This window comes from Halobellus sp. LT62 (genome assembly GCF_037031285.1).
Taxonomy (GTDB): Archaea; Halobacteriota; Halobacteria; order Halobacteriales; family Haloferacaceae; genus Haloquadratum; species Haloquadratum salinisoli.
This window is the reverse complement of record NZ_JAYEZO010000001.1, coordinates 1,645,388-1,669,083: the sequence shown is the minus strand read 5'-3', so window position 1 is coordinate 1,669,083 and position 23,696 is coordinate 1,645,388. Positions and strand designations below refer to the sequence as shown.

At 61.9% G+C, this 23,696-nt stretch carries 19 protein-coding genes and 3 pseudogenes; 11 read left to right on the top strand and 11 right to left on the bottom strand.

Annotated features, from left to right (window positions below):
* The first annotated feature begins 24 nt into the window (after positions 1–24).
* Positions 25–945: a glycosyltransferase family 2 protein gene (locus U5919_RS08145; protein WP_336023430.1), complete on the top strand. Its 921-nt coding sequence runs from the start codon at positions 25–27 to the stop codon at positions 943–945.
* Between the two features lie 4 nt (positions 946–949).
* Here the strand turns inward: U5919_RS08145 and U5919_RS08140 are convergent, their stop codons facing one another.
* From U5919_RS08140 to U5919_RS08125, 4 genes are all read right to left on the bottom strand, one after another.
* The gene (locus U5919_RS08140; protein WP_336023428.1) at positions 950–1,879 is read right to left on the bottom strand and encodes a helix-turn-helix transcriptional regulator; all 930 of its coding nucleotides are present in this window, start codon (positions 1,877–1,879) and stop codon (positions 950–952) included.
* Positions 1,880–2,419: 540 nt separating this feature from the next.
* Positions 2,420–3,022 (bottom strand): DUF7344 domain-containing protein, encoded by a 603-nt coding sequence (locus U5919_RS08135; protein WP_336023426.1) that lies wholly within the window; start codon positions 3,020–3,022, stop codon positions 2,420–2,422.
* Positions 3,023–3,689: 667 nt separating this feature from the next.
* Complete coding sequence (locus U5919_RS08130; protein WP_336023425.1) at positions 3,690–4,679, bottom strand: Gfo/Idh/MocA family oxidoreductase; 990 nt, start codon at positions 4,677–4,679, stop codon at positions 3,690–3,692.
* Positions 4,672–5,811: a DegT/DnrJ/EryC1/StrS family aminotransferase gene (locus U5919_RS08125; RefSeq protein ID WP_336023423.1), complete on the bottom strand. Its 1,140-nt coding sequence runs from the start codon at positions 5,809–5,811 to the stop codon at positions 4,672–4,674. The genes U5919_RS08130 and U5919_RS08125 overlap by 8 nt, the downstream gene beginning before the upstream one ends.
* A 247-nt stretch (positions 5,812–6,058) precedes the next feature.
* Here U5919_RS08125 and U5919_RS08120 point away from each other — a divergent pair, with 247 nt between their 5' ends.
* The 3 genes from U5919_RS08120 (at position 6,059) to U5919_RS08110 (ending at position 8,470) form a co-directional block, all read left to right on the top strand.
* Positions 6,059–6,643, top strand: coding sequence for a DUF7344 domain-containing protein (locus U5919_RS08120; protein ID WP_336023422.1), 585 nt, complete (start codon positions 6,059–6,061; stop codon positions 6,641–6,643).
* A 175-nt stretch (positions 6,644–6,818) separates the two neighbouring features.
* On the top strand, positions 6,819–6,980 hold the full coding sequence (locus U5919_RS08115; RefSeq protein WP_336023421.1) for a hypothetical protein: 162 nt from the start codon (positions 6,819–6,821) through the stop codon (positions 6,978–6,980).
* Positions 6,981–7,135: 155 nt separating this feature from the next.
* Positions 7,136–8,470 (top strand): phosphohexomutase domain-containing protein, encoded by a 1,335-nt coding sequence (locus U5919_RS08110; RefSeq protein WP_336023419.1) that lies wholly within the window; start codon positions 7,136–7,138, stop codon positions 8,468–8,470.
* 253 nt (positions 8,471–8,723) lie between these two features.
* Here U5919_RS08110 and glmU read toward each other — a convergent pair whose 3' ends face one another.
* The 3 genes from glmU to glmM form a co-directional block, all read right to left on the bottom strand.
* Positions 8,724–9,905: a bifunctional sugar-1-phosphate nucleotidylyltransferase/acetyltransferase gene (gene glmU, locus U5919_RS08105; RefSeq protein ID WP_336023418.1), complete on the bottom strand. Its 1,182-nt coding sequence runs from the start codon at positions 9,903–9,905 to the stop codon at positions 8,724–8,726.
* Between the two features lie 90 nt (positions 9,906–9,995).
* Entirely contained in the window at positions 9,996–11,213 is a 1,218-nt protein-coding gene (locus tag U5919_RS08100; RefSeq protein ID WP_486617191.1) for a succinylglutamate desuccinylase/aspartoacylase family protein, read from the bottom strand.
* A 355-nt stretch (positions 11,214–11,568) separates the two neighbouring features.
* Positions 11,569–12,906: a phosphoglucosamine mutase gene (gene glmM, locus U5919_RS08095; RefSeq protein ID WP_336023414.1), complete on the bottom strand. Its 1,338-nt coding sequence runs from the start codon at positions 12,904–12,906 to the stop codon at positions 11,569–11,571.
* A 345-nt stretch (positions 12,907–13,251) separates the two neighbouring features.
* On the opposite strand from glmM, the gene U5919_RS08090 reads away from it, so the two are divergent.
* The 4 genes from U5919_RS08090 to U5919_RS08075 all read left to right on the top strand — a co-directional run bounded on the left by U5919_RS08090 (position 13,252) and on the right by U5919_RS08075 (position 17,602).
* Positions 13,252–13,500: a PadR family transcriptional regulator gene (locus U5919_RS08090; protein WP_336023412.1), complete on the top strand. Its 249-nt coding sequence runs from the start codon at positions 13,252–13,254 to the stop codon at positions 13,498–13,500.
* Between the two features lie 310 nt (positions 13,501–13,810).
* Positions 13,811–14,653 (top strand): rhodanese-like domain-containing protein, encoded by an 843-nt coding sequence (locus U5919_RS08085; RefSeq protein ID WP_336023410.1) that lies wholly within the window; start codon positions 13,811–13,813, stop codon positions 14,651–14,653.
* 510 nt (positions 14,654–15,163) lie between these two features.
* Entirely contained in the window at positions 15,164–17,179 is a 2,016-nt protein-coding gene (locus U5919_RS08080) for a copper-translocating P-type ATPase (RefSeq protein ID WP_336023886.1), read from the top strand.
* A 117-nt stretch (positions 17,180–17,296) separates the two neighbouring features.
* Positions 17,297–17,602: a cupin domain-containing protein gene (locus tag U5919_RS08075; RefSeq protein WP_336023407.1), complete on the top strand. Its 306-nt coding sequence runs from the start codon at positions 17,297–17,299 to the stop codon at positions 17,600–17,602.
* On the opposite strand, the gene U5919_RS08070 is transcribed toward U5919_RS08075, so the two are convergent.
* Both U5919_RS08070 and U5919_RS08065 read right to left on the bottom strand, forming a co-directional pair.
* On the bottom strand, positions 17,599–18,117 hold the full coding sequence (locus U5919_RS08070) for a thiol-disulfide oxidoreductase DCC family protein (RefSeq protein ID WP_336023405.1): 519 nt from the start codon (positions 18,115–18,117) through the stop codon (positions 17,599–17,601). The two genes, U5919_RS08075 and U5919_RS08070, sit on opposite strands and share 4 nt — an antisense overlap.
* Before the next feature lie 10 nt (positions 18,118–18,127).
* Positions 18,128–18,280 (bottom strand): annotated as a pseudogene (locus tag U5919_RS08065) (DUF2071 domain-containing protein); the annotation flags it as partial.
* A gap of 69 nt (positions 18,281–18,349) precedes the next feature.
* On the opposite strand from U5919_RS08065, the pseudogene U5919_RS08060 reads away from it, so the two are divergent.
* From U5919_RS08060 to U5919_RS08050, 3 genes and pseudogenes are all read left to right on the top strand, one after another.
* Positions 18,350–18,515 (top strand): annotated as a pseudogene (locus U5919_RS08060) (IS5/IS1182 family transposase); the annotation flags it as partial.
* Between the two features lie 246 nt (positions 18,516–18,761).
* On the top strand, positions 18,762–20,162 hold the full coding sequence (locus U5919_RS08055; RefSeq protein ID WP_336023402.1) for an NAD-dependent succinate-semialdehyde dehydrogenase: 1,401 nt from the start codon (positions 18,762–18,764) through the stop codon (positions 20,160–20,162).
* The gene (locus U5919_RS08050) at positions 20,159–21,745 is read left to right on the top strand and encodes an acetolactate synthase large subunit (protein ID WP_336023400.1); all 1,587 of its coding nucleotides are present in this window, start codon (positions 20,159–20,161) and stop codon (positions 21,743–21,745) included. The genes U5919_RS08055 and U5919_RS08050 overlap by 4 nt, the downstream gene beginning before the upstream one ends.
* A 186-nt stretch (positions 21,746–21,931) precedes the next feature.
* On the opposite strand, the pseudogene nirK reads toward U5919_RS08050, so the two are convergent.
* Together nirK and U5919_RS08040 are read right to left on the bottom strand one after the other, a co-directional pair.
* Positions 21,932–23,007 (bottom strand): annotated as a pseudogene (gene nirK / locus U5919_RS08045) (copper-containing nitrite reductase).
* 259 nt (positions 23,008–23,266) lie between these two features.
* The gene (locus U5919_RS08040; protein ID WP_336023398.1) at positions 23,267–23,626 is read right to left on the bottom strand and encodes a hypothetical protein; all 360 of its coding nucleotides are present in this window, start codon (positions 23,624–23,626) and stop codon (positions 23,267–23,269) included.
* Positions 23,627–23,696 lie beyond the last annotated feature (70 nt).

Sequence of the window (23,696 nt, the reverse complement as noted above, 5' to 3'; positions counted from 1 at the left end):
GGTGGGACTGTCGATCGATACTCGATGCCTACAGTGAGCGTCATCATTCCCACGTACAACCGCGCGTCTGACCTTCCGCGTGCCATCGACAGCGCACTCGATCAGACGCTCTCGGATCTGGAAGTGATCGTCGTCGACGACGCTTCGACCGACGACACCGACTCCGTCGTTACCGCGTACGACGACTCCCGCGTGACCTACCTCACCCACGAGACGAACCGCGGGGGGAGCGCCGCCCGGAACACGGGTATCGACGCCGCCATAGGCGAGTACATCGCGCTCCTCGACTCCGACGACGAGTGGGCTCCAGAAAAACTCGAACAACAGATACGGACCCTAGAGCGGCGCTCCGAGGAGTGGATCGCCGCCTACTGCGGGACGACGCTTATCGACGACGGCGCGACGAGTTCCCTCTGGGAGCGGTGTAAATCGCTCGTCGGCGGACACTCCTCACGGGAGGGGGCAGAGGGGGGAGAAGGCCTCATCAAGGAGGTGTTCTTGGAGAACGTCCACACCAGCGCAGGGTCGACGCTCGTCGTCGAGTCCGATGTCGTCGACCGGATCGGCGGATTCGACGAATCCTTCGACCGGTATCAAGACACTGAGTTCCTCGTTCGCGTGCTCAAGGAGGGCAAAATCGCATACGTCGACGGGCCGCTGTTACGTCGATACCCCTCCGGCGGCCCGAGCGCGGACGCGGTTCGCCGCGCAAACGCTCACTTCCTCAAGACGTTCGCGGAGGACGTGGTAGAACTCGAAACGCGTGGGTACAACGTGACCGGCGTCCAAAAGCACGCGCTGGCGTCGACGTATCTTCGCGAGGGTCGGTTCCGGACCGCGCTGGCTTACTTCCGCGCTGGCGCGACGATCGCCCCGTCACAGCTACCGGGGCTGGCCTTCAACGCGCTCGAAGGTCTCCGGGCCGGCGTTACGAACGACGCCTGAGCGGTTACTCATCGAAAGGCGACTTTGCACCCTCCGGCATCGACCCCTCCTCGGCGACGATATTCTGCCGTCCGACGCTGATTTTCTCTATCATCTCATCGTCGGACATCCGAGAGAGCAAGCGACTGACCTTCGATTTCGACCAGTCCGTCTCCTTGACGATTCGCCCCTGGTACATCCACCCTCCGTTCTCGCGCAGCAGTTGGATGACTCTGTCCTCGTCGCTCAACATCGGTTGTGACGATTGCAGGAGTTCGTTCTCGTCGAACTCCACCGACAGGGCTGACTCCTGCTGTTCCTCGTTCGACTCACCGTCGTCGTCCACGAGGCGGTCGAACGGGGCAGATCCCGTCGGTAGCAACGACGCTGACGTGAGCCGTGAATAATCGAACGCCATCCAACCCCAGACGGCGACCACGCCGAAGAACGTTCCACTCGCGAGCAGAAGCACCGTTGTAGTCGTCCTATCTGCCGGATTCGTGCCCAGTTTGACCTCCACATTGTCGTTCAGGCCGTCGTTGTCGGTGTCGACCTCTCGTGGATCGGTTCCGATGGAGACCTCTTGCGCGTCGTTTACTCCGTCTCCGTCGGTGTCCGGTGAGGTCGGAGACGTACCGTAGTTTTTCACTTCCGGGCCGTCTTCGAGACCGTCTCTGTCGGTGTCCCTTGTCGTCATCGACGTCCCGTTCTTCAGCTCGTTCACGTTCGAGAGTCCGTCTCCGTCGATGTCTCCGTCCTTAGCGATGGTCCTTATTTCGATCGTGTCGTTTCCAAGCGTCTCGGACCGACCGGGGAAATCGTCCCGAACGAAGACCGTGACGTTGCTCGAATCCTCGAACGCGGAGAGATTCTCGTAGGTGAACTGCACGGTGTGCTCCCCCGAAATGCTGCTTCTCGTCTTACAGATCACGTTTTCCCCGGTATCGTCCTCCACACAAACTTCGTACATACTCGTCTGGTTCGTAGCGGTGAACGTCGCGTTCAGTGTATTCGGCTCCGAGTTCCAGAGTAGCACCGATTCGTCCGTTTGGTTAGCGGGTACGGTTTTGTTAAACTCCGCTCGGACGTTTACCTGTGATCCGTTCGCCGCCGAAACAGGCGCAGCGAGGACGATTGCAACGAGAGCAAACACCGTGATAAGAAACGAGATCCGACCGAAAGTGCCAGTCGGTTTCCCCGCGCCGCCCACCGTATCGACGATTCCACGGATGACCCTGTCGCTCCGGAGGGCCTGTAGGACGGGTTCCGTCTTAAACGGTAGCGATCGGAAGCGGTCGGAACTCATTGGTACCTGCGTTGTCCTTGTGCGTAATTTTCACTAGCCAATATGAATCTCCCGCAACCGAACGTCGTTGTCATACTGCTCTTCCCACCGTAATGTAACACATTTTAATTACGCATATATACGTATGGTAATTAGCCCCGAAAACGCCTGTACCGAGGTATTTGGAAATAGACCATTCCCTTCGCAGCTCTAACTACCATCGACCGCACGGAGATCGTCGAGGACCTGCCAGAACGTGAGTGTCGTGAAGCCACTCATAATCGCCAGCGCGACCGACAGGTACGAAACAGCGCCGATTAACGGCGCTTGGAGAACCGACGCTCCGATCAACAGAGAGCTCGCACCCGAGACGCCGAGGTAGTACCGCCCCCAGGACCGGTCCGGCTCGTCTTCGGCGTCATCGGCCCGCTCGTCGGGTGTTTCGAGGTGAGCGATCAGCTCCTCTGCGAGGGGCTGCTTCTCGACGATCCCCCGACTCTGGTTGTAATCGATGACGCCCTCCTTGTCTAACTTCGGCAGGTGCGCTTGATACAACGCAATGTACACTCGCTGGCGCTGGTCAGACATCAACGCCCGCACGGTCGTATCGTGCTCCCACGCGGCGACCTGTTCTGCGATGTCGCGCATCTGAACAGGCCCTTCACGGTCGCGAAGATACTCCAGTACTTTCCTACGCCGTTCGTTTTGGAGCAGGTGATAGATCTCGTCTTTCCCGAGCTCGGTTCTCTGCTCTTTCGGCGTCGCGTGCTGATCGACGAGCGCATTTTCGTTCCCGCTTACTTGAGTAGTCATACTCGCCCTGACTGTTATCCGGGACCCAAATAAATGCCCAAGTCCATCTCGATTGTTCCCGACTGTTGCAGCATCGTTTCGGTATTGTTTCGAACTGTTTCAGGAGATAATCGCAAGACAGCAATTACATAGGGGTTCTAATATCTGTCTGACGTGGGAGTTCCTAAATCCGAATAGAACCGAGTTGACCTTCCGAGAAACAATTCAACTCATCCAAAAACCGAGCACAAATATCTCTCTTCTGATATTATTTCAGGCCTGTTCTGTCGGGGACACGAACCGGTTTTAGACGATCCCAGAAGCGGTGGTATACCCGGGACAATTCGGAGCGAACGGGGGAGAGGTTGGGCACCTCACAGACCGTTTCCGGTTAAAAATGATATCCGAGCTACGACGAACGCGGACCGCTACGAGCGCTCTCTTTCCGAACAGACGCGCCGGATGATGGCTGCAGAGGTGGGGTTGCCCGTTATATCCGGCAGTAGTCGGTAGCCAGCGAACAATGCGTAGGTGAGGCTCCGGCCCTCGGACAGTCAGCGATTCACGCCCAACGGCTTGGGGTGGCAGGATGGTGAAGACAATTCGGCATCGGCAGCGACGCTGCACATTCCGGGGTAGTGAACCCGGTATAATCTCCAGAAATCCCCCGTGACCACAGCGGAACGCGTCAGTCCGCGTCGATTCGAACCGGTGTCTTTCGATTCTCCGTCGACCCGGTTTCTGCGTCGAGAGACTTTATCAAATGTAACACACGAAGGCCCTGCTTCCCGTCGACGATCGGATCCGACCCGGACCGGGCGGCGTTCGCGAAAGACCGGAGTTCGCTCTTGAGGGGCTCGACCTGTTCGACGGAGAGCGTCTCGACGATGTTTTCGTGACGGTGACGGAGGAACGACTCGTCGTCGATGTAGGTGGGGACGGACGATCGGTGGATCTCGATACTCTGGTCGATGTAGTCGACTTTCACCCGACAGTCGGCCGCCGAGATCGTGAGCTTCCGAACCTTCTCTTGGGTGACCCGACTAGTCGTAAGTGATGCGGTCACCCCCGAGTCGAACCGCAGATTCGCGTTTGCGTAGCGGCCCTTGGGCGTCCCGACCGCGTTGTATGATTCGACTTCGCCGTCGACGAGGTCGAGGACGATGTCGAGGTCGTGAATCATCAGATCCATCACGACGGTGTCGTCGATCATCCGGTCGACAGGCGGCCCGAGCCGTTCAGTCGAAACCGCGTAGACGTCGAGGTCGTCGACGAGGTCGCCAAGGGTCTGGATCGCCGGATTAAAGCGCTCGATGTGTCCTACCTGCAAGGCGAGGTCGCGTTCGTCGGCGAGGTCTATCAGCTCCCGGCCGTTCCGGGGCTCTTCGACGAAGGGCTTCTCGACCAACACGTGAACGTCACACTGGAGGGCGCGTTTGACGTTCTCATAGTGGAACTGCGTCGGAACAGCGACAGAGACGACGTCGGCGACCGCCAGCAGATCATCCAGTGACAGAGCGGTCGTTCCGTACTCGGCGGCCACATCAGTCGCGCGTTCGCTGTCGACGTCGAACACGCCGACGAGGTTCGTCTCATCGATTTCCTCGTACGCGCGCGCGTGGTTCCGTCCCATATTGCCGACGCCGATGACCCCGGCGTTCAGTCGCTCGTCAGTCATTGGCCACCTCCACGACAGCGATCGGATCCTCGGGCGAGACGATCGACACTTCATCGCGGAGGACGGTTCCGACTCGCGAAACGTCTTTATCTTCGAGAGCGGGGTGGACTGGCAATGAGAGCACTTGGTCTGTAACCCGTTCTGCGTTCGGCACCTGAGCGTCGTAGATGTCGTAAGCTGGTTGGTTGTGGATGCACCGTGGGTAGTATACACCGGTTCCGATACCCCGCTCGTCGAGTTGTTCGGCCACGTCCGCTCGATTGCCAACGCGGATCGTGTACTGGTGGTAGGCGTGTTCGTATCCGTCCGGGACCGCGGGCGTGACTGCGTCCGTGTCTGCGAGCAGATCGTCGAGACGCGACGCGTTCTCACGACGACGTTCGACGAACTCGGGGAGCCGATCGAGCTGAGCGCGACCCATCGCCGCCGCGACGCTCGTCATCCGGAAGTTGTGGCCGACCGAGACGTGACGGTAGCCGTCGGACTCCCGCCCGTGGTTGATGAAACTCGCCGCCCGCCGAGCGATGGCTTCGTCGTCGGTGACGATCATCCCACCCTCGCCGGTGGTCATATTCTTCGTCGGATAGAAGGAGAAGCACGCGACGTCCCCGAGCGACCCCACCGGGTCCCCACGGTAGCTCGCGCCGTGCGCCTGCGCGGCGTCCTCGATGACGGCCACGTCGTATTTGTCGGCGATGCTACGAAGGCGACCCATCGGTGCTGAGAGACCGTACAGGTGGACGACGACCATCGCCTCCACGTCGCCGTCAAGAGCTTCGAGCATAGCCTCGACCCGATCGGGATCGAGATTGAACGTCTCCGGGTCGATGTCGGCGAATACGGGGTCGCCCCCGGCGATACGTATCGCGTTCGCTGTGGCGACGAACGAGAACGGCGTGGTGATTACTCGGTCGCCCGGTTCGACGCCCACGGCTTCGAGCGCCGTGTGTAGCGCGGTCGTCCCGTTCGACGTCGCGACGCCGTGCCCGACGTCGCAGTAGTCCGCGAACGCGACCTCGAAGTCGCGAACTTCCGGACCGTCTGCGAGCATCCCGGACTCGATGACCGACTTCACGTTAGCGAGTTCCGTGTCTCCGAGTTCCGGGTCGGCGATCGAGATCCGATCGGTCATCGACGTGGCCCCTCCCGGTTCGGTTCGATCGCGGTGTCACCCGCGGACTGCTCGGCTCTGTTCTGGTTTCGATGTGTGCCTCTCATAGCATAACCTGCGGATTCTACCGCTGTCGGTGCTCGGAACTGTCTCCGCATTATTATGGGTCAGATAAGCACGTTCACGCGTTGGGGTAGTGGTTTTGGCGTACAACAGACGGGCACACACCCGGGTTTTATTTTTATAGATGCGATGTATCCAGACACGGATGTCTCCGACGCGGTCGCCCAGTGACTCGGACGATACTGAGACGGGGGCCACACCAGAACTCGCCGTTGTGCCCGGGTTCGGTGGCGTCTCGGAGAGTGACCGCCGCGACGAGGTCGTTTCGCTCGTCGACGAACGCCCGACAACGGCGTACACGGTCGGCGAGTTGACGGTCCAGCTCTCCGAATGGTTCCACGCAGAGACCGACGGAATGGTCCCGACCGACGAGGAGATACACAGTACTCTCTACGACTTCGACCTCCCCGCGCTTGACGCGAGTGGGCGGGTAGTCTTCGACGAGGCAACTGGCCGCGTGTACGCGACTGATTACGAGTCAACGAGGCGATCGGTGCCGCCAGATTCGGATCGACGGCCCGGAACGTCCGTCGGTGGTAGTTCGTCGGACGCGACCGCGTCGACCAAAGAGCGCGTAACGGTGTCGAAGAGTTTGCTGACGAACCTCGCCGTCCTTGTGGTCGGCCTGCTCGGCGTCGCCGTCGCAGCGTCGGATCTGATCCCCTTTGGCACGTCGATGGCACTCGTTCCGACCGGGCTCGTCGTCCTCTACTTTTTCATACGCATGTGACGGCCGAGCGCTGACGCAGCAACCTGTGGACACCAGTATCCGGGCAGGTTCTCCCGATTCGGTTATCGCCTACATAAGCAAGTGTCGATTTTGCATAGCAAGCGGTGTGCTCGATCAGAACGTGGCCGAGTCGAACCGCATCTCAGGAGCTTCGATCGGGAGGGTGAAATAGCGTATGCTCTCGGGCCAATCCGCCCCGGTGAGCGCGACGTTCGTCGGACTCGCGCTCGTCACCTCGGGATTAGGGCACACGGGTCTGACCCGGCTATCGCTCGTTCGGACGCACCAGATCGTGTTCTTGTTCCTCCTCTGTGGGACGATCAGCCTCGCGCTGTGAACGCGGTGAGGGGGCAACTGGGACCTCCACGTCGGCGTCGATTAGGACGTGTCCGTCGGGAGCGCGGCTTCACCTGTGGTTTTGGCAGACGCTAAACGGCGCTGCATCGGGTTATCTGGTCGATAGTAATCACCGCTTCGGCGGTGTAGTGTGGTATGTTCGCATCAGCCCGTATCCGAGGTACGTACGGTTCCCACGTGACCGCGAAACTCGCCCTCAAGACCGGCCGTGCCCTGACCAGCAACCGCGACGAGGTCGTCCTCGGACATTCCCCCAGCGAGAGCGCACGGCTCTTGGCCGACGCCGTCTCCACCGGGGTCCGCGAGTGCGGTGGGACGGTGGTTCGACTCGGGGAGACGGCCGGCCCAACGGTCGCGAACGGTGTCAGGCGGCTCGGCGGTGACGTCGGCGTCGCGGTCGTCGCTGTCGACGGCCGACCCGAACGCACCAGTCTGAAGCTGTTTGACGGAGACGGGTCCCCGCTCTCGTGGAAGCAGCAGAGCGAAATCGTCCGCCGGGTCAACCGATCGACAGCCGACATCGCGTCGTGGGAGGAATTGGGATCGGAACGCCGCTGGGAGGACGCCACCGCCCATCACGTCGACCGACTCTGCAAGAATCGTCCGACGTTCTCCGATACACGCGTAGTCGTGGCTGTCGGCGAGCACGAGACCCCTGTCACGGTCGAGGCTCTCGGTCGTCTCGGATGTGAGGTGAACCGCCTCGCCGGCACCGGCGACGACGCGCTCCCGCAGGGACGCATCTCGCCGGACGACGACGTGTGCGCGACGCTGCGCCGTGCGGTCGCGACCTCCGACGCTGACTTCGGCGTCGCACACGACGTCGACGCGGAGCGGTTGGTCGTTGTCGATGAACGCGGAGAGCTCATCGAGGGCAACTCGCTAGTGGCGTTGCTCGCGCGACGCGCGGTCCGCGACGCAGGCCGTAACGCGTGCGTTGCGATCCCCCAAGGAGCGAGTCGACGGATCGACGACGTCGTGGCCGACGCCGGGGGACAGATCTCCAAGCCCGAGGCGGAGCAGAGCTCTTGGCCACGTCCGGAAGGGTCCGCAAACGTCGTCTTCGGCGGTGACCCGAACGGCGTCCACCAGTGGCCGGAGGAGTCGCCCTGTCCGGACGCCGCGCTGTCGGCGATTAACCTCGCTAGGCTCGTTGACGACGGGGCGGCTCTCTCGGAGCAGCTCACGGACGTTCCTGCGTATCCGTTCTATTGTAAGTCATTCGGGGTTGACAGTCTCGCCAGCGAGATGATCCGGGTCGCCGCAGACGCGAAGGAACGCTTCGAATCCGTCTCCACTGACGGCTGCGTGCTCGGCGAAACCGGCGACGCTTGGTTCGTCGTCAGGCCGGATCGAACCGAACCTGCCCTTCAGGTGACTGCAGAGGGGACATCGAGGCGCAGCGCAAAGCAGTTGTTCGAGCGCGTTACTTCTTTGGTCGGCGACGAGCAGCCGGCGGTTACCACGTAATCCGGCCCCGGCCCCCAGAAATCAGTGATCGCCGTCGGCGACAGTTACCAAGTGCGGGTCTACAGGCGGAGCAGGCCGAGTGCCTCGGGGTCGTCCGAAACGGCTACGCCGTTTCGTGATGTGGCCAGAACGCTTTGCGCTCTGGCTGCCTGCCGGACGGCAGTCCGGCACTGACGAGAGACCGTAGGTCTCTCAAACCACTTGACTCCGAGGCGGTTCACTCTCGCATAGGCGACAATCCGGTGTGAGGGGGCTATCGGTCTCGGGTCACTGTTTCGCCGGCCGGGGTCGCAGTCCCGCTGGAAAGTTTCACGCCGGCGTCGAGCGTGGCGTCAATTCCCGTCTCGACCTCGTCACCGACGATGACGCCGAAACTTTTCCGACCGGTCGAGACGCGGTCGTCTTTGACCGTGACGACGACGTCGCTCCCGTCCTGACAGCGGTTGACCACCTTGAGTCCGGGGCCGAAATCGACCTCTCGCCCGACGACGCTGTCGCCGACGTAGGAGTGGTGACCGACCCGGGTATCCGCGAGGAGAACGCTGTTTTCGATCTCGACTGCGTGTTCAACGCTGACGTTTGGGCCGAGAAACGTCCGCCCACGGACGTACGCGTTCGGGCCGACTTCCGCGCCGGAGGACACGACCGCCGGTCCGTCGATGACGCTTCCCTCTCGGATCGTCGCACCAGCCTCGACGACGACGTCTCCGCGAATCGTAGTGTCGTCACTCACGTCGCCGTCGACCCGTCGATCGATCGTTCCGAGTTTCCACTCGTTCGCTTCGAGGAGTTCCCACGGCCGCCCGACGTCCATCCACCGATCGAGCGTCACCGAAGTGACGTTGAAGTTCGCGATGACACGTTCGAGCACGTCGGTGAGTTCGCGCTCGCCGCGCTCGCTCTCGGGAACGTCGAGAGCGTCGCGCACCTCAGCCGGGAAGACGTACGCGCCCGCGTTCACGAGGTCGTTCTGTGGCGCGTCCGGTTTCTCGATGATATCGGTCACTGCACCGTCGGCCACGGTCAACACTCCGTAGTTCCCCGGGTCCGGAACGCGGATAGAAGCGACACTCGGTGCGGCCTCGAACAGTCTGACGATGCCGTTGGAATCGTAGAGGGCGTCGCCGGAGAGGACTGCGAACGGCCCATCGATATGCTCTTTCGCGGCGTGAACAGCATGTGCGGTTCCGCGCTGTTTTGATTGGACGGCGTACGTGACAGGAACGTCCCGGTGGGCAGCCCCGAAATGATCTCGCACGCGGTGTTGGCCGTGACCGACGACGAACAGGAGTTCGTCGGCTCCCGCTTCGACCGCCGCGTCAGCGGTGTGCTCGGCGATTGGCCGGCCGGCGACCGAAAGCATCGGTTTTGGCGTCGCGTTCGATAACGGTCGCATTCGAGTCCCGCGTCCGGCGGCGAGTATAATTGCCTGCATATTCCACCGGTGCGGTCCGGAGGGGCGTTATTATCGGTGAGATAAGCGCACAGTCCGTGTACACTGTTCACCGGCGTCTCAGAGGACGCGTTATCCGTACAGGAGACCGTGCCGCCAGAGCAGGTCGCGCGCCACGGCGAGTTCCCACGTCACTGCCTCCTCGAAGTGAGTCTCCTTTCGGGTCGTCTCCACGATATATCCCGGGAGGCGGAGGTCGCCGTACACCTTGTGAACGAGTCGCGGATGCGATCCGTCCAAGGTGTTCCCGCAATCGAAGTCGTAGTACGTCGGGTACTCCGAGAGTTCCAAGTACTGATCGTTGAGGTATTCGCAGGTTCTCACCGCGTTCTCGGGCGTCGCAGGAGTCGGGAAGATGGCCTGTCCGACCTTGCCGTCGTGCTTGTAGATGCCGCTCGAACTGTGGAGGTCGACGACGACGTCCGGGTCGTGCGAACGGATTTCGTCCCAGAGCGCGCGGGCGAGAGTCGACGACGGCTCCTCTCCCGTCGGGAACTGTTGGTTGAGGTCGCCGTCGGTCGTGTACCGCGCTCCGATATCGATGGCGGGTTTGTTCGCGTAGGGAACGACGACGAGTTTCCCGCCCGTCGGTCGGAGCCGAGTCACGTTCCTCGCGGCGGTGTATCCCTCCGGTTCTTCACCGTGAATCCCGCCGACGACGAACGCCGTCGGCCCGGGCCTCCCCGATTCGATGACGTACACCGGCGTCTCGTAGGTGGTCCCCGGAAGCAGCGAGTGGGTCCGAACCGACCCTTCGTTGGCTCTGTCGAGGCGCTTCTGAATCCAGCCGAGAACACCGGCATAGTTCCCGTGCTTGTGATCGCGGAGTAGGCGGATTCGCGGCACGTCAGAGATCCCGTACCGGACTGCGTCGTCGGTCGCGCCGCGAACGAGTGCGTCGTATCGGTCCCTGTATGCCCGGTTGGCAATCTTCGTGACGTTTCTGACGCCCGCGAGGTCCATATACGCCTCCAACCGGGAGTGAGTGTACGTCTTCGTCGTGAAGTTCCAGAACATAAACTCGAAGAACGTCCAGAAGTTCTCCGATTCGACGTCCCAGACGCCGTGGGCGGCGCGCGCAGCACGGGCCTCTCCCTCGTCATCGCCGACGAGGTACGTGCCGACGTCGTCCGGTCGATACGAGAGGAACCGCACCTCGAGATTGAGGTGGCCCGGGGCCACGTACTCGCGGACGATATCCTCCAAATTGTGCTGTACGAAGTACTGTGAGGCTTCCGAGAGAAAGTTGACGTAGACGACCAGCGTGGGATTGTTGTCGTCCGTTCCCATCGTCGGGTACAATCGATCGCTGAGGTGCGGTGCGGTTCCGACGGCACCCGGCGAAAAGCTGGCAGAGACGGGCTGCGTTCCGGCCGCGCCGACGAGCGCGAGCCCTCCGGTGGCCGTGAGAAAACGGCGTCGAGTTAGTTGTGGATTCACTGTCGTTCGTATCGAAAGACGTACCGGATCCCCGAGAAGAACGTCCTTCACATATGCAGTGTTGATATAGTCGTGTGATCGGTAAGCACACAGAATCACTCGATTTCAGTGCCACGAGGATAAATCCCAAATCGAGATACACGAATTAAATAGCCGAAGAAACCATCGAATACTATAGGAGTACTATCATAATACGCCCGAATCCTCACGCGCGGTCGGGTGCCGAAGCAAGATCGGCGCGCTCTTCGACGATCGCCATCGCCTCGTCGAACAGCCTGTCCGCTTCGGCGTCAGTTCGCGCTTCGGCAGTCACTCGGACGAGCGGTTGCGTTCCGCTCGCTCGAATGAGGAACCACCCGTTATCGGTCTCGACGCGGATCCCGTCGCGGTCGTCGATCCGCTCGTACCCCGCGCGGAGCGGCGCTTCAATCCGGTCGAGAACGCGCCGCTTGTGATCCGTTCTGAGGCTTCCCCGACGCAGTGGATACCCGTCGATCTCGTCGGTAAGGTCTGCCAGCGGCCCACGGCGGGACACGAGTTCGACGAGTTTGCATGCCGCGAGCGTGCCGTCGGGACAGGGCGTCTCCTCGCTCCAGATCCACGCCCCCGAGGGTTCGCCGCCGAAAACGACGTTCGATTCGGCGCAGCGCTCGGCGACGAACGTGTCGCCGACTCGTGTCCGAACGACGTCCGCACCAACGGCAGCGACGGCGTCGTCGACCGCGAGACTCGTGTTGACGGGAACGGCGATTTGATCCCCTTCGGCCGCCGCCTCCCGAGCGAACACGGATAGAAGCGTGTCGCCCGCGACGACGCGCCCGTCACCGTCGACCGCGATCATCCGATCGGCGTCCCCGTCGTGTGCGATTCCAAGGTCGGCACCGACGGCTTCAACGTGCGTTCGGAGCGGACGAATGGCCTCGGCGGTGGGTTCACTGGGCCGACTGGGAAAACGCCCGTCGCGCTGTCCGTTGAGCGTTGAGACCGTACACCCGAGATCCGCGAGAACGTCCGCCGTCAACCGGCCGGTTCCGTTCCCGATCCCGACAACGACGGAGAGCGGAGTTTCGAGATCGACGCTCGTTCGGAGCTCCTGACGGTGGCGTTCGTACGTGTCTCGTTCTTGAATGGACCCGATCCCGTTCCACGCTGCAAACTCGTATTTCTCGTCACGAATGCGGCGCTCGATACGCTCGCGTCGATCGCGTCCGAAGGCCCGGCCGGAACTCGTCCACAACTTCACGCCGTTGTCGGTTGGCGGGTTGTGCGACGCCGTGATCGCCGCGCTGGCGTCGGCCCCCAGCCACTCTGCCGACCGCGCAATCGTCGGCGTCGAGTTCGTCCCGATGCGGATTACGTCGGCCCCGCACTCCGTGACACCCGCGATGAACGCGTGTTCGAGCATCTCCCCGCTCGTGCGCGCATCGCGCCCGACGACGATGAGATCGGACCTCTCACTCCCGAGGGCCCGTCCCAGCGATAGCGTCAGATCCGCAGTGATTTCCTCTCCGATCGTCCCGCGGACGCCACTCGTTCCGAACATACGCTCTTCGGAGGAACGCCCGACTCCTTACTATGGGAGGGATAAGCAACGGCGGCACGCATCGCTGCACCGTCGGATATCCACGGCCGACACTCCCCGTTCGAGAGGGAGCGCTCACCTCACCGGCTGGAGTTTCCGCTCCACGAGGGTTTCACCGGTTAGGAGGATCGTAACACCAGACGAAGCGACTGGAAGCTCGCGCCGGCCGGACCTCCTGTGACACTAGGGAGTGTTTATTTTAGCAACTATCGCAGCAGTTCATGTGGGATGATATCCTTCTGTACGACTATGGAGGTTCACCAATTGACCGCTATTCAGCGCGATCTCCTTTTCGTCGTGCGAGGGATGAGCGAGACTTCCGGACAGACTATCAAAACGGAGCTCGAAGAAACGCAGGGACGCAACTTGCTCGCGGGGCGTGTGTACACGAATCTGAATCAACTCGTCGAATACGGGTACGTCGAGAAGGGGAGCAAAAACGGGCGAACGAACGAGTACTCACTCACGGACGCGGGGCGTGAGGCGCTCCGGGATCGCCGATATTGGGAGCGACGCTACGTCGCCGGGACCAACTCTGATCGGTTAGGAGGGTGATACGCGGTCCACCCGAGAGCCGGTGTAACAGCTGAACGGGCCGAGTACACCGTCGAATCGATCGGTCCGACGGTCGAATCACTCCAGAAACCGCTTACTCCGCATATAATAAACACCTGATGCCGACTACGGATCGGTGATGACGCAACGACATTCAAGTCGCCGACGGTTCCTCCAGCTGAGCGGTGTAGCCACCATCGCCGGCCTCGCCGGCTGTTCGAACAGCACGCCTTCGGGATCGACAACCACGTCGAACGAAACGACGACATCGTCGTCGACGGAGACAGCGACGTCCGTGCCTGAAAACCGAATGAAGGGCCCCCGCGATGGCGACGACCTACCGACTGACTCCGCCCCCGACGACGGGTATCCGCCCGAGTTCGACACGGTGCCCGAAGAACGCGACATCGACACGAGTTCCTACGACGTCCTGCGACGAGATATCGACGGTGAGACGATCGAAGTCCCGCTCATCCCGATCGAAGACGCATACTACTGGTATGCGCGAGGCGAGGCGCGCTTCGTCGACGCCCGAAGCGAGACTGGATACGACGTTTCGCACATCTTCGGAGCGGTCCTCAGCCCGGCACCTGACGGTCGACGGATGGACCCGGCGAACGACTGGGACACGTCGGACCGTGTCGTGACCTACTGCCACTGCCCGCATCACCTCTCATCGCTTCGCGCAGCGACACTACTCACCAACGGATTCGAGGACGTGTACGCTATCGATGAGGGGTTTCAGGCGTGGTTGGATCGGAACTACCCGCTCGCGGGCGACGACACCAACCGCGAGTACACGGTCCGGACGATCGAGGGACGGACGGACGAGTCAGACGCCAGCGAGACCGTTTGGGCGTTCCACCCGCCCACCGATCAGATTGAAGCTGCCGAGATCAACGACGACGGGTCTTACACGCTCGAACTCAAGTTTGTACAGGTGGACGCGCAGAGTACAATCCAGATCGAGACGCCGAGTTACGCGATTCGCGCCCCGCTCGCTGAACTGACGAGCGGAACGGTCACGGCCGAGACGGGGCATCCCGCCGAACAGACGGCAACCTCGAATTCGACGACCACCAATACAACGGAATCCTCGAACAACTCCGAGACGTCCACGGCCGACTCGTTCTCGCTGGCGTCCACGTTCTAGAGTCTCCCACCAGACGAGTCTGATTTCGTCGCCCCGAGATCGGCTCTGCCGTGACGTATCCTTGAATCGCAGAACGCAACCACGCCCGCCATCCCCAACGATTCGCCATACTCGGTCGGTCGTGTTTAGTTACGCGATTGCGGCCGGAAAACCGCTGGCGGGTGGGAGTCCCACGAGTGAAACGAGCGGGACGTCGATGGACGCTTCGCGTCCATCGGGAATAGAAGGGACCGCGGGGGCTTCCACAGTCTTCTCTGTACCGTTCACGCTGGTTTCACTCCTAACTAAACAGTACCGTTAGATCGACCCTCCTGTTGAAGCGTATACAGATGCAAGTGGTCGATAATGGACGATCAGTCAAACAATTCGAGTACCGACTCGGACCGTCATCGTCATAGAGAGGGTCAAGGTAAGCATAATGTCTCTCACAGTGAGCCGGAGTCGGAACGAGCGCTACTCGAAGACGAGGCAGGTCCGCAGCAGCTCCGCGAAGAGGAGGGACACGGCGGGATGCACGAGGGCCACGAGCAGATGTTCCGCCGACGGTTCTTCGTCTCGACGCTCCTGTCGATTCCCGTTCTTCTCTACAGCGAAACGCTTCAGGGGTGGCTCGGATTCTCCGTCCCGGCGTTCCCGGGTAGCGAATGGATCAATCCCGTCTTCGCGGTAGTCGTCTTCGCATATGGTGGAATTCCGTTCCTCCGGATGGCGGTGCCGGAGCTGAAAGACCGTGCGCCGGGGATGATGACGCTCATCTCGATGGCGATCACGGTCGCGTTCATCTACAGCCTCGCGAGCGTGTTCTTCCCGACGGAGTCGGCGTTCTTCTGGGAGCTCGTGACGCTGATCGACGTTATGCTGCTGGGCCACTGGATCGAAATGCGGTCAGTGCGACGGGCCTCCAGTGCCTTGGACGAACTGGCGAAGCTGATGCCCGACACAGCCGAACGCATTACCGACGCTGGCGATACCGAGGAAGTCCCAGTGAACGAACTCGCGGAAGGCGATCTCGTGCTCGTCCGGCCGGGTGCGAGCGTGCCCGCCGACGGCGTCGTCGAGGACGGGGACTCGGACGTCAATGAATCGATGATCACGGGTGAATCGAAGCCGGTTTCGAAGGAATCCGGCGACGAAGTTATCGCCGGGACGATCAACGGCGACGGGAGCCTTCGGGTTCGAGTCGGTGCGACGGGTGGGGAAACGACCCTCGCCGGCATTATGCGCCTCGTCGAGGAGGCCCAGCAAAGCAAATCCCGAACGCAGGTCCTTGCCGACCGAGCGGCTGGCTGGTTGTTCTACGTCGCCGTCGGAGCCGCCGCCGTGACTGCGGTCGCTTGGACTGTCGCCACGACGTTCGAAGCGACGGTCATCGAGCGTGTCGTCACGGTGCTCGTCATCGCCTGCCCGCACGCCCTCGGGCTCGCTATTCCGCTGGTAGTCGCGATCAACACGTCGCTGGCAGCTCGCAACGGGATGCTGGTCCGCGACCGGATCGCGATGGAGGAGGCACGGAAGCTTGACACTATCATCTTCGACAAGACGGGAACGCTCACCGAAGGCGAACAGGGCGTCGTCGATATGACGACCGTCGACAGCGTAGACGAAGACGACGCGCTGGCACTGGCGGCAGCTGTCGAAAGCGATTCAGAGCACATGATTGCGCGTGCCGTCCGCGAGGCTGCTGCCGATCGAAATATCAGCGTCCCTGACGCGCTCGATTTCGAGGCGATCAAGGGAAGGGGGGTCCGAGCAAACGTCGACGGGGAAGAGGTGCACGTCGGCGGGCCAAATCTGCTGACCCAGCTCGATAGCGACGTTCCTTCTCACCTCGAACACTTTGCTGACGAGGCCGGCCAGAACGCACAGACAGTCGTGTATCTCGTCCGCGAGGGAGAGTTGATTGCCGCTTTCGCTATGGCCGACGTAATCCGCGAGGAGAGTTACCGCGTTGTCGACGCCCTCCACGACCTCGGCATAGAGGTAGCGATGCTGACCGGTGACTCCCAAGACGTCGCAAACGCCGTTGCCGACGAACTCGGCATCGACACGGTGTTCGCGGAGGTCCTCCCGGAGGACAAGGACGTGAAAGTTCAGGAACTCCAAGATCAGGGGAAGCTCGTGGGGATGGTCGGCGACGGCGTGAACGATGCACCTGCACTCACGCGAGCCGACGTGGGGATCGCCATTGGAAGCGGAACCGACGTTGCCGTCCAGTCCGCAGACGTCATCCTCGTGCAGAACAACCCCATAGACGTCGTCCGCCTCGTCAAGCTAAGCAAGGCGAGCTACCGGAAAATGCAGGAGAACATCGTCTGGGCCGCCGGCTACAACGTCTTCGCGATTCCGTTGGCAGCGGGCGTCCTCGCTCCGATCGGGATTCTGCTGTCGCCCGCTGTGGGTGCGCTGCTGATGTCGCTGAGTACGGTGATCGTCGCAATCAACGCACAACTGCTCCGGCGCGTCGATCTGTCGCTCCCAAACCTCCCAGGAGTAGCACCACCTACTGACGCTCAGGCCGCAGACTGAGTGTCTCTGGCGCTCAGAGTCGGTGTTCGACACTACTTGGCGGGAATCCCGCGGGAACTTCGAACCTTTATTTGGTGGACAGGGGAGAATGGGCCGCTGGCCGCCCTCGGTCCGACTATGGCGACCGTCGAAACCCTCCCCGCGCTCGAAGCCGAACCGCACGCCGCCGTCTTTTCGAATGAAGATCCGAAGACCGTCCGGCTCTCGCTCGACGCCGACGAGCGGATCGAACCACACAGACATTCCGGTCGGGACATCGTGTTCTACCTTGTCGACGGCGCGGTCGACCTCGACATCGACGACGAGACGCACTCGCTGCGAGCGGGTGACGTCGCCCGCTTCGAGGGCGAGCGCGAGATCTCACCGATCGCGAGAATGCCCAGTACAGTTCTTCTCGCCCCCGCCAGACGCGTCGACGATTAACCGAGGAACCTGTCGCTGACGTCCTCGTCGGGGACCATACACTGCTCTTTCCGGCCGAACCACTCGTAGCGGTTCTCGGCGACGAAACCGTACATTCCGTCGCGAACGCCGCGGGGGACGACCCACCCCAACGCGAGAAGTCGATACGGCCACCCGAGTAGCTCCGCGACGCGGATCGCGGCGTCGGATTTCGTGTGCGCCCGATCACCCTCGACGAGCACGACGGTTTCGAGATCCTCGGCGGGGAGGTCGTGGCGGGCGAGCAGCGCGCGGCCGGCTTCCGACTGCAGCGGTGCGAACCGGAGCCGACCCTCGGGGTCGCGAGGAATCAGAAAGCTCACGACGCCGTTACAGAGGTTGCAGACGCCGTCGAAGAGGATCACGGGTCCTTCGGGAACCTCGGATATCTGCCCCGGCGCTCCGTCGTCGCCGTCGTTGCCGGCGTCGCCATCATTGCCGCTGTCGCCGTCATCGCCGTCTCCGTCGCGGTCGACGCCGGGATCGGTTCCGGACATCTCAGGATCCCCCGTTCGGTCTGACGGCGACGTTCGTGAACGGAACCACCGACAGCCACGCCGAGCCGTCGAACTCGTCGGGTTCCAGCGCGGGCGGGAGATGCGCGTCCAGCAGGTCCGGATCGACCGGCCAGTTCTCGAACAACAGCTGCCGCCAACCCATCTCCAGCGGGACCATAGTACACCTCGGTTTCTTGAACAAAAGTACCTTTGGCTCGATATTGTGGCGTGATTGCGCGGCAAGTTACGTGAGGAAGCCGATAGATCACTGATCCAGCGCCGCGAGTTCCGACCCATCGACTGGGCGCACAACGCGCGCATCGATGAGTCTCTGTATGGTTTGAGAGCCCCGTCTAAAAGCGTTTTTTCCGCGATTACGGACGCTCGGCCACGCGGTGTTGCATCTGAACACTGCCCCGGGGAGTAGCGCCGGTATTCAAGTGAGTTCGTGACGTAGTATGAGGAGTTGTAACAGACACTGACGGGTTTGCGGAGCGCCGAGAGATCGAGGTGGCGACGGACGGCCCAGAACGTAGTGAGACTCGCCTGTCCCGATCTGTGGATGGGATGTGCCGCGTCGAAGGGTGACGGAGACTGTCACCCGATAGCCACTCAAAAAACAGCAACACAGAGCTGACACACTAATGGAAAGAACCAATCCCGCAACCGGCGAGACGGTGGAAACATACGACGAACACGACGACAGGGAGGTCAAAGACCGGCTTTCAAGGGCCGAATCGACGTTCGAGGTGTTCCGAGACTGGTCCGTGGCGGAACGGGAAACGAAACTCGCGGAGGTGGCTACGTTGCTTCGTGACCGGACGGCCGAGTACGCGGAACTGATGACCCGCGAGATGGGCAAACCCATCGCTCAGGCCGAGGCCGAAATCGAGAAGTGTGCGTGGGTCTGTGATCACTACGCTGAGCACGCGGGACGCTATCTACAGGCCGAACAGCATCCGAGTCCGCCGGGCTCGACCGTGAAGACGGTCCACGAACCGCTCGGGCCCGTACTCGCAGTTATGCCGTGGAACTTCCCGTTCTGGCAGGTGTTTCGATTCGCGGCCCCCTACGTAGCTGCGGGGAACGTCGGGCTTCTCAAACACGCCTCGAACGTGCCGGGGTGCGCACTCGCTATCGAAGACGTGTTCCGCGACGCCGGGTTTCCCGACGGTGCGTTCCAGACACTGCTGATCCCGTCGGATCGCGTCGACGCGGTCCTCTCGGATCCACGCATCAAAGCGGCGACACTGACTGGGAGCAGCTCGGCGGGGCGAGCGATCGCCGGCACGGCCGGCGAGAATCTCAAGAAGACCGTCCTCGAACTCGGCGGGAGTGACCCGTACGTCGTCCTCGACGACGCGGACGTCGGAACTGCCGCGACGACCGCCGCTTGGGCGCGGAACCTGAACGGCGGCCAATCGTGTATCGCTGCCAAGCGATTCGTCGTCCACGACGCCGTCTACGAGTCGTTCATCGAGCGGTTCGTCGGGGAAGTCGAGTCGTTCACCGTTGGCGACCCGACGGACCACGACACGGACGTCGGACCGCAGGCGCGACAGGACCTTATGGAAGGGGTTCACGAACAGGTGACTGAGAGCGTCGACGCCGGCGCGACGGTGCTCACGGGCGGTGAGCCACTCGACCGCGACGGGGCGTACTATCCGCCAACGGTGCTCGTAGACGTTCCAGAGGGATGTCCCGTCGACGCCGAGGAGGTGTTCGGCCCCGTGGCAGCCGTCTACCGAGTTCCCGACGAGGAGGCAGCTATCGAGAAAGCGAACGACACGGCGTTCGGTCTCGGAGCAAGCATCTGGACGGACGATCTCGAGCGCGGCGAGCGGGTAGCCAGCCGTATCGACGCTGGCTGCACATACATCAACGAACTGGTGAAGTCCGATCCGCGGGTCCCGTTCGGCGGTGTGAAGGAATCCGGCTACGGCCGTGAACTCTCCGAAGCCGGTATCAAGGAGTTCGTCAATCGAAAGACAGTCTGGCTCCAGCAGCCAAAACAGAGTGACGAAGACGAGGTGCCGACCGAATGAACGCATCGGATCTGCTCGTGCGCTGTCTCGAGGGCGAAGGCGTCGAGTACGTGTTCGGTGTTCCTGGAGAAGAGACCGAGGATCTGCTCTTCTCGCTTCGGGACTCCAAAATCACGTTCGTTCCGGTCCGACACGAGCAGGGAGCAGCGTTTATGGCCAACGTTCACGGGCGACTCACTGGCGACGCGGGCGTCTGTCTCGGGACGCTCGGCCCCGGTGCGACGAATCTCGTGACAGGCGTCGCGGACGCGAACTTGGATAAAGCTCCTCTCGTCGCGATCACGGGACAGGGTGGATTGGAGCGTCTGCACAAGGAGAGCCACCAAGCACTCGACATCGTCGGTATGTTCGGCCCGATCACGAAGTGGAACACGCAGCTCAACGATCCCGACATCATCAGCGAATCCATCCGGAAGGCGTTCAAGGTCGCCGAATACGAGAAACCCGGCGCGACCCATCTCGAATTCCCCGAGGACGTCGCCGGCTCGGAGACTGACACCACCCCAATGGATCCTCGTGAGCGTGTCCGGCTCGCATCGCCGGACTCGGAACTGCTTCAACGAACCCATGCATTCCTCGAAGAAGCCGACCGGCCGCTGATTATCGCGGGGAACGGAGCGGTACGGACGGACGCCGCGGCACGGCTCCGCGAGTTCGTTGAGACGACTGGCATCCCCGTCGCTTCCACGTATATGGGAAAGGGAACGGTCTCGGACCGCTCGCCACAGTCGTTGTTGACTCTCGATTCCGGCGACCATCAGGAGGCCTCGGACGCGATCGAAATGGCCGACCTCATCCTCACCGTCGGCTACGACATCGCCGAACACGATCCAGCCGGCTGGAACAAAGGCACGGACACCGTTATCGTGCACATCGACAGTGAACCGGCAGAGGTGTACGATGCGTACAACCCGAACCTCGAACTCATCTGCGATCTTTCGGCAGCACTCGGGAACCTCACGGAACGGATGGGCGAAAGCGAGACGCAGTTCGACGAGACGTGGTACAGCGATTTACGAAAACACATCCTCGACGACGTCGCCGCCGACCCATCGGGGGAGGATCCGTTCACCGTCCGGACGGTACTGCCAGTGTTACGGGACGTCATGGGCGCTGAAGACGTCCTGATTTCCGACGTCGGAAGCCACAAGATGCAGATCGCACAGAACTTCCTCACCTACGAACCCAACACGTGCATTATCTCGAACGGCTTGGCGTCGATGGGAATCTCGGTTCCGGGCGGGATCGCGGCGGATCTCGCGGTCGACGCGGAGGTGGTAGCAGCGACCGGCGACGGCGGGTTCCTGATGAACGCTGCCGAGATCGAGACCGCGACGCGGGTGGGGTGTGGCTACACGATCCTCCTCTTTACCGACGACGATTACGGGCTGATATCCGAGAAGCAGCGCGCTCATCGCGGCGAATCGTTCGGAACGGGACTCACGAATCCGGACTTCATGACGCTCGCCGAGAGCTTCGGTATCGAGGGGTATCGCCCCGGAGAATGGGACGAACTCGAGGAGGCGTTGCGGGATGCGCTCGCGACAGATGAGATGTCTCTCGTCGAGATTCCGCTTGAGTAACTCCACACTCACTACCGTTCCGTTCCGACCTGCCAACGTACTGACTAGCAATGCCTCGACACGGGAACTCGACCACAGCGTATTCCGATAGCGTGTTTCAGTGTTGCCATATCGGCTGACGATGTGAAGAATGAAGCGCACTTCGGCAAAGTCGCCAGAACGTACATCAATTGAAAGGGGAGCGTCTTACGGCGGGTCGGCGTCGAATATTTCCGGCCGTTTCTCGCCCTCCGCGCGGACGATCGCCATACAACCCTTGCGGGCGACCCGCGACAGCGAGTGATCGACGAGTTTGAAGTCGCCGGGGACCGGCGAGTTCATCGTCGCGACCGTCGTGCTTCCCGGCGGGACGAGCCGCGTCTGGATGTGCGTCTGCGGCTCCGTGCTGAGCGATCCGTCCGGGTACAGCGTCTTCCAGACGCTACCGATCGGATGGAAGCTACTGGAGAGGTTCGGGCCGCCGTCGACGAAGAACACGCGGACGGTCTCGTCGGTCCCGGCGGTCACCGCGGGGCCGTATCGATCGGGCGTCAGCGCGTACTTCTCGCCGTTCATCAGTACGTACGTTGGTTCCTCGCTGCGCATCGAATCCGTATCGAACTCGTGGTGGCCCTCCCCGCCGGTCGACCTGTTCGTGTAGAGTTCGTGCTGGCCGATGTAGACCTCGTGGTCGACCTCGGGCATCCCCTCTGGCGGTTCCACGAGGATGATGCCGAACATCCCCGCGCTGATGTGCATATCCATATTCGGGACGGCGCAGTGGTAGATGTACGCCCCCGGGTACGTCGCCTTGAATCTGATCTCCGCTGACTCGCCGGGGGCGGTCGTCGTCGCCGCCGCGCCGCCGCCGGGGCCGGCGGCCGCGTGGAAGTCAACGTTGTGCGGCAGCGAGTTCGACTCACCGTTCTCGAACGTCAGATTCACCGTATCGCCCTGTCGGACGCGGATTAACGGGCCGGGAACCCGTCCGTCGTACGTCATATAGGTGAACGTGATCCCGTCTTCGATCTCGGCGACGACCTCCTCGGCGCGGAGCGTCACGTCGACCCCCGCGGGCGAGTCGCGTTCGATGGGGTCGGGGATGTCCGTCGGGTCGGCGGCGATCCTGTCGACGTCGACGGGGCGCTGTGACGCGGCCGCCGCCGTTTCGTCGGTCGCCGGCGATTCGTTCGCCGTCGGTGCGGAGCTACGCACCCGGCGAGCGATGCGGCCCCTCCAAGGCCGAGGGCTTTCAGCGTCCGTCGACGGGTCGTAGCGAGCATCTGCCTTCATCCTCCAGTTGGACGAAGGGATCCGAATCGGGTATAACAGCGCGCCAATTATTTCGTGCGTGTACACCCAGCGAACATATTCCGACCCGAACGTTTTGTTACGTCTCTACTGACTGCCCGAATCAGAATGGGTTGCGGTCTTCACCACTCGAGAGACCTGTGGAGGCGCTATTCGGTTGTCGGCCCCGAACCGCTGTGACCACTCCGTCGGCCGCCTCGTCTGCTTCGCTCCGGAAACATGTTATGCGGGTCACGCACCCGGGATTCCGATAGCCTCGAAGCCCGCGAGTCCGACGACGGCGAGGACGTAGAGGACCACGATTGTCGCGATCCACGCGATCAGCGCGATCAGGACGGCTTTGACCCACCCGCCCGGGTAGCGGTAATTGATAACCGCGATGTAGGCCACGAGTACAAGCAGCGGCCCGAGAAGCGGGATCCAGCCGAACAGGAACCCGACGACCGCCCAGATGATCGCCCCGAGTAACGCGGTCACGATGGCGTACGTGTAGTCGGCTTCGCCCGTAATGAGGCGTGCGCCGACGTAGATGCCGAGCCCGCCGACGAGGAGACTGACGACGAACACGATCGCCGAATCGATGAGTGCCATACTGTGGCTGCGTCGTACAGATGTTTTGTTAGCACCGTCGTACGCTCGGAAGGCCACATATGCTCCAGTA

What these genes read in the sequence shown, in the direction of transcription:
- U5919_RS08145 (WP_336023430.1), top strand. Translation starts at nt 25, where the DNA reads ATGCCTACAGTGAGCGTCATCATTCCCACGTACAACCGCGCGTCTGAC.
- glmU (WP_336023418.1), bottom strand. Translation starts at nt 9,905, where the DNA reads ATGCAGGCAATTATACTCGCCGCCGGACGCGGGACTCGAATGCGACCG.
- U5919_RS08040 (WP_336023398.1), bottom strand. Translation starts at nt 23,626, where the DNA reads ATGGCACTCATCGATTCGGCGATCGTGTTCGTCGTCAGTCTCCTCGTC.
- U5919_RS08090 (WP_336023412.1), top strand. Translation starts at nt 13,252, where the DNA reads ATGAGCGAGACTTCCGGACAGACTATCAAAACGGAGCTCGAAGAAACG.
- U5919_RS08120 (WP_336023422.1), top strand. Translation starts at nt 6,059, where the DNA reads ATGTCTCCGACGCGGTCGCCCAGTGACTCGGACGATACTGAGACGGGG.
- U5919_RS08125 (WP_336023423.1), bottom strand. Translation starts at nt 5,811, where the DNA reads ATGACCGATCGGATCTCGATCGCCGACCCGGAACTCGGAGACACGGAA.
- U5919_RS08115 (WP_336023421.1), top strand. Translation starts at nt 6,819, where the DNA reads ATGCTCTCGGGCCAATCCGCCCCGGTGAGCGCGACGTTCGTCGGACTC.
- U5919_RS08100 (WP_486617191.1), bottom strand. Translation starts at nt 11,213, where the DNA reads ATGGGAACGGACGACAACAATCCCACGCTGGTCGTCTACGTCAACTTT.
- U5919_RS08055 (WP_336023402.1), top strand. Translation starts at nt 18,762, where the DNA reads ATGGAAAGAACCAATCCCGCAACCGGCGAGACGGTGGAAACATACGAC.
- glmM (WP_336023414.1), bottom strand. Translation starts at nt 12,906, where the DNA reads ATGTTCGGAACGAGTGGCGTCCGCGGGACGATCGGAGAGGAAATCACT.
- U5919_RS08075 (WP_336023407.1), top strand. Translation starts at nt 17,297, where the DNA reads ATGGCGACCGTCGAAACCCTCCCCGCGCTCGAAGCCGAACCGCACGCC.
- U5919_RS08130 (WP_336023425.1), bottom strand. Translation starts at nt 4,679, where the DNA reads ATGACTGACGAGCGACTGAACGCCGGGGTCATCGGCGTCGGCAATATG.
- U5919_RS08070 (WP_336023405.1), bottom strand. Translation starts at nt 18,117, where the DNA reads ATGTCCGGAACCGATCCCGGCGTCGACCGCGACGGAGACGGCGATGAC.
- U5919_RS08110 (WP_336023419.1), top strand. Translation starts at nt 7,136, where the DNA reads ATGTTCGCATCAGCCCGTATCCGAGGTACGTACGGTTCCCACGTGACC.
- U5919_RS08135 (WP_336023426.1), bottom strand. Translation starts at nt 3,022, where the DNA reads ATGACTACTCAAGTAAGCGGGAACGAAAATGCGCTCGTCGATCAGCAC.
- U5919_RS08080 (WP_336023886.1), top strand. Translation starts at nt 15,164, where the DNA reads ATGCACGAGGGCCACGAGCAGATGTTCCGCCGACGGTTCTTCGTCTCG.
- U5919_RS08085 (WP_336023410.1), top strand. Translation starts at nt 13,811, where the DNA reads ATGAAGGGCCCCCGCGATGGCGACGACCTACCGACTGACTCCGCCCCC.
- U5919_RS08050 (WP_336023400.1), top strand. Translation starts at nt 20,159, where the DNA reads ATGAACGCATCGGATCTGCTCGTGCGCTGTCTCGAGGGCGAAGGCGTC.